Annotated in this window: 4 protein-coding genes; 2 read left to right on the top strand and 2 right to left on the bottom strand. The window is 63.4% G+C overall.

The annotated features are described in order from the left end of the window. Positions 1–683 (bottom strand): FAD-binding oxidoreductase (locus tag EOA32_RS33165; RefSeq protein ID WP_145971437.1); only part of this gene is annotated, 683 nt, incomplete at its 3' end. A 113-nt stretch (positions 684–796) separates the two neighbouring features. Between EOA32_RS33165 and EOA32_RS33160 the strand changes: the two genes are divergently transcribed. Then, positions 797–1,435 carry a TetR/AcrR family transcriptional regulator gene (locus EOA32_RS33160; protein ID WP_128373973.1) on the top strand — a complete coding sequence of 213 codons (639 nt, stop codon included), beginning with the start codon at positions 797–799 and terminating at the stop codon, positions 1,433–1,435. A gap of 167 nt (positions 1,436–1,602) precedes the next feature. Then, positions 1,603–3,759, top strand: a complete 2,157-nt coding sequence (locus tag EOA32_RS33155) for a penicillin-binding protein 1A (protein ID WP_128373972.1) — start codon at positions 1,603–1,605, stop codon at positions 3,757–3,759. A gap of 56 nt (positions 3,760–3,815) precedes the next feature. Here EOA32_RS33155 and EOA32_RS33150 read toward each other — a convergent pair. Continuing rightward, positions 3,816–4,783, bottom strand: a 968-nt coding sequence (locus tag EOA32_RS33150; protein ID WP_128373971.1) for a DUF930 domain-containing protein, incomplete at its 5' end; no start/stop codon positions are given.

Genomic DNA, 4,783 nt, shown 5'->3' with positions numbered 1-4,783 from the left:
TAATGGTGCTCCATCGGCGTCACCGGCAGGTCGACGCCTGCCATGAGGCCGACCTGCTTGGCCCATAGGCCGCCGGCGTTGACGACATGCTCGGCGACAATCGCGCCCTTCTCCGTAACCACATCCCAGCCGCCGTCGGCGCGCTGGCTGATCTCGATCACGCGGTTGCGCAGGATCACATCGGCGCCGCGCTTCTTTGCGGCGCCCGCATAGGCGTGCGTCGTGCCGTAAGGGTCGAGATGGCCTTCGTTGGAATCGTAAAGGCCACCCAGTACATCGCTGACGTCGACGATCGGGCAGATCTCCTTGATCTCCTCGGGCGTCACCAGGCGGGCCGTCTCGATGCCGACCGACTGGAACACCGCCCAGGCCGATTTCAGCCATTCCCAGCGCTGCGGATCGCTTGCCATGTTGACGCCACCGGTCATGTGCAACCCGGCATCCTGGCCGGACTCGGCCTCGATCTCGCGGTAGAGCTTGATCGTGTAGTCCTGCAGCGCCGCGACATTGGGGTCTGCGTTCAGCGCATGGAAGCCGGCCGCCGCGTGCCAGGTCGAGCCGGCCGTCAGCTCGGCGCGCTCGATGAGCGCCACGTCGCTCCAGCCGAAGCGCGTCAGGTGATAGAGCACCGAGGCGCCGACCACGCCTCCCCCGATGACGACTGCCCGGTAATGCGATTTCACGAGCCTCTCCCTCTCGTTGGAGAGCCTTACGATACACTTCCTGTACAGGAGTGTCTAGACATAAGTGTACAGGACGCTTGCGCGCTGCTTCGCGCCATGCCTATTGTGCGGCCATGATCATGACCGCCCCGCAGGCCGAACCGGTTCCCGGCAACATCAAGGTCACGCGCTCGGACTGGATCAATCTGGCGCTCGAGACACTGATTTCAGACGGCATCGAGAGCGTGCGCGTGCTCACCCTCGGCCAGAAGCTCGGCGTGTCGCGCTCGAGCTTCTACTGGTATTTCGAAAGCCGGCAGGATCTGCTCGACCAGTTGCTCAAGCATTGGCATGACACCAACACCACTGCGATCGTCGAGCGAGCCCAGCGCCCTACCGAAACCATCATCATGGGCGTGATGAACGTGTTCGAATGCTGGGCCGACGAGCGCCTGTTCGACCCGAGGCTCGATTTCGCCGTGCGCGAATGGGCTAGGCGCTCGGCAGACGTGCGGCAGATGATCGACCAGGCCGATGACGAGCGCCTCAGCGCGATCCGTGACATGTACCGCCGGCACGGCTACGACGACGAGGACGCCTTCATCCGAGCGCGTGTGCTCTACTACATGCAGATCGGCTATTACGTGCTCGACCTCAAGGAACCGGTCGAGGCCCGCGTCAGCCATCTAGCCGCCTATCTGCGCTCCTTCACCGGCCAGGAGCCGACCAAAGCGGATGTGGCGCATTTCATGCGCTTCATCGCGGCGCGGTGATACTACCCGCCGTTCACGGCCGATTGACCTCCATTCAACAAAGCTTGTGCTGTGGCTTCGCTGCCCTTGTGAGCAGTGATAAAATGGTCGAATAGTTTGGCAGGGTGCCACCTGAAACTGCCCGCATGCTGTTTTCGGGCGAAAGCGCATTGGGGCGGAAGTCTGGAATGCCAACTCCTTCGAAACCACGCAAGAGAAGAGGCCGGATCGCCTCGGCGGCTCTTGCCGTCGATGCGTGGCTCGATTCCTCGCTCTACGAGATCAGCTTTAAAGCGCGCGAATTCTGGGAGGCGGCAACCATCTTTTCCCGCCGCTTCCGCCTGCATGGCTGGCGGCGCGCCATCATCGAGGTGCTGAGTGAAGGATTCACCATGGGAGCCGGCGGCTTCGTGGTGTTGTTGGCGCTGGCTTTGCCGGCGTTTGAGATCACCGCCGGCGATTGGCGCAACCAGGGCGATTTCGCCGTCACCTTCCTCGACCGCTACGGCAACGAGATCGGCCAGCGCGGCATCATCCAGCGCGATTCCGTGCCGGTCGACGAGATGCCGGACATCGTTATCAAGGCGGTGCTGGCGACCGAGGACCGCCGCTTCTTCGATCATTACGGCATCGACGTTCTCGGCCTGTCGCGCGCGATCTTCGAGAATGTGCGCGCCAACTCGGTGGTCCAGGGCGGCTCGAGCATCACCCAGCAGCTGGCCAAGAACCTGTTCCTGTCCAACGAGCGCACCTTGGAGCGCAAGATCAAGGAAGCTTTCCTGTCGCTCTGGCTGGAGGCCAACCTATCCAAGAAGGAGATCCTCCAGCTCTATCTCGACCGCGCCTATATGGGCGGCGGCACGTTCGGCATCGAGGCGGCGGCGGATTTCTATTTCGGCAAGAGCGTCAAGGACCTGAACCTCGCCGAGGCGGCGATGCTGGCCGGCCTGTTCAAGGCGCCCACCAAATACGCCCCGCACATCAACCTGCCGGCCGCCCGTGCGCGCGCCAATGTGGTGCTCTCCAACCTTGTCGACGCCGGCTTCATGACCGAGGGCCAGGTGCTGCAGGCGCGGCTGCATCCGGCAGATGTCGTCGACCGCGGCGAGCAGAAGAGCCCTGACTATTTCCTGGACTGGGCTTTCGACGAGGTCAAGAAGATCGCCAAGCCCGGCCAACACTCGCTGGTCGCCCATACGACCTTCGACGCCAATATCCAGAAAGCGGCCGAAGAGTCGGTCGAATTCCATCTCCGCCAGTTCGGCAAGGAATACAACGTTACCGAGGGCGCGGTGGTGGTGATCGAGACCAACGGCGCGGTGCGCGCCATCGTCGGCGGCCGCGACTATGGCGCCAGCCAGTTCAACCGCGCCACCAAGGCGCTGCGGCAGACCGGGTCGTCGTTCAAGCCTTATGTCTATGCCACCGCGATGGAGCACGGCTTCACGCCGGACTCGGTGGTTTCCGGCGGCGCCGTCAGTTGGGGCAGTTGGTCGCCACACAATTACAATGGCGGCTCGGCCGGAAACGTCACGCTGCTCACGGCAATCGCCAAGTCGATCAACACCGTGCCGGTGCGGCTTGCCAAGGACTATCTCGGTATCGGGCCGATCAAGGCGATGGCCGAATCCATGGGTGTCGAATCGCCGCTGGAATCGCACAAAACCATGGTGCTCGGCACGTCCCTCATGACGGTGATGGACCAGGCGACCGGCTACAGCGTCTTCGCGCAGAACGGCTTCGTCGGCTCCCGGCACGGCATCACACAGCTCGTCACCCGCACCGGCGACGTCGTCTATGACTGGGCCAAGGACGCGCCGCCGCCGCACCGTGTGCTGTCGGAAAAAGCTCTGAAATACATGAACACCATGCTGGCCGCGGTGCCGGCGATCGGCACGGCGCGGCGCGCGCAGCTTCCCGACATCGTCGTCGCGGGCAAGACCGGCACCACGCAGTCCTACCGAGACGCCTGGTTCGTCGGTTTCACCGGAAACTACACGGCCGCCGTCTGGCTCGGCAATGACGATTTCACGCCGACCAACAAAATGACCGGCGGGTCGCTGCCGGCGATGGTCTGGCAGCGGCTGATGGCCTATGCACACCAGAACATCGATCTGAAGCCGATCCCTGGCCTCGATCATCCCTGGGTCGACCCGGAGGTCGCGGCCAAGGCCGAGGAAGAGGCGAAGAAGGAGGCCGCGGATGCCGCGGCGCAGGCAGAGGCCGAGCGCCCGCCGGTGCTTTCCAGCCGCACCACGCAGACGCTGAGGGCAATGACCAAAGCCTTCCAGGCGGCGCCGGTTCTCAACGCTCCTACCCTACCGGAGACACTGTCCGCGCTTTGAACCTTCGTTCGACGCATGCGCTTGCTCCGAAACCGGTCCCACTTTCGCGGGAAAGCTTAGCGGAGACTAGGCAATTTGAGCCCGGCCCATTCGCCGGGTGGGATCTCAGCCCCGACACGGAAGTTGAACGACAAGACCCTTGTCGCATCGGCGTCGACCTCGCACCGGAAGCTTAGGCGGTACCATGTGGTTGCCGTGCTGAAGGCGGCCACCGGAGGGTTAAGAACATTGCCCACCTTCAGCGGAATGGATGGCAGCCATTTCGGAGAATAGGAGGCGCCCTGCAATTCCTCGTTCAAAACGCTGCCGCAAAGGTTGGCAACCCGCTGGTCGCGAGGCACCTCGCTCATAGAGCTTGTGGCCAGCGCATCGCCGGTAGCGCCCTGCGAATAGAGCTTTCGAACACCCGGAAGGCCGGAATAGATCGGCGACGCAGCAACGGCGGCGTTGGTGGAACCTGGCGTCCCGGCGCTCTTGCTTCGGGACTTCGAGACCTTTGCGGGCCTGAACTTCAGCGCATTTGCTTGCTTGGGCTTTTGCTTTTCGGTCGCGGCCGGAAGCTCGACCTTATCGCCGCTCTTGGCATCCATCGGCGTCGGCGCCGCGGCTGTTTGCTTTTCGGCGGTTGGCGCTCCTGCCTCTTGCTTGGCTGCCTGCTGTTTATCCGTGTCCTGGGCTGACTTCTCGTCACTTTGGGCGGGCTCGGTGTCCGTCGCGGCGATTACCGGCTTCTCGTCAGCCGTGCTTTGATCCGCCGGCTGATCGGCATCGGCCGGCGCGGCAGATTGCTTCTGTGCAGGCTTCGCCACGGCGGGCGGCTTGGTATCGTTATCCTTCGCCGGCGACGGCGTGTTGTCCCGGTTGCCGGCTCCATCCAGGGATGTCCTGGGGCCGGTGTCCTTGTTGCCGTACTGGAAAACGGGCTTTAGCACCGCGATCGGCGGTGGCTTCGGCGGCTGCTTTTCCGGCACTGGAGGCTTTTCGACTTTCTGCTCGGGCGGTTTTTCAGCCTTGGGTTCCGGGG

Source organism: Mesorhizobium sp. M1A.F.Ca.ET.072.01.1.1 (assembly GCF_004023325.1).
In the GTDB taxonomy this organism is placed as follows: Bacteria; Pseudomonadota; Alphaproteobacteria; order Rhizobiales; family Rhizobiaceae; genus Mesorhizobium.
This window is presented reverse-complemented; position numbering and strand designations above follow the sequence as displayed.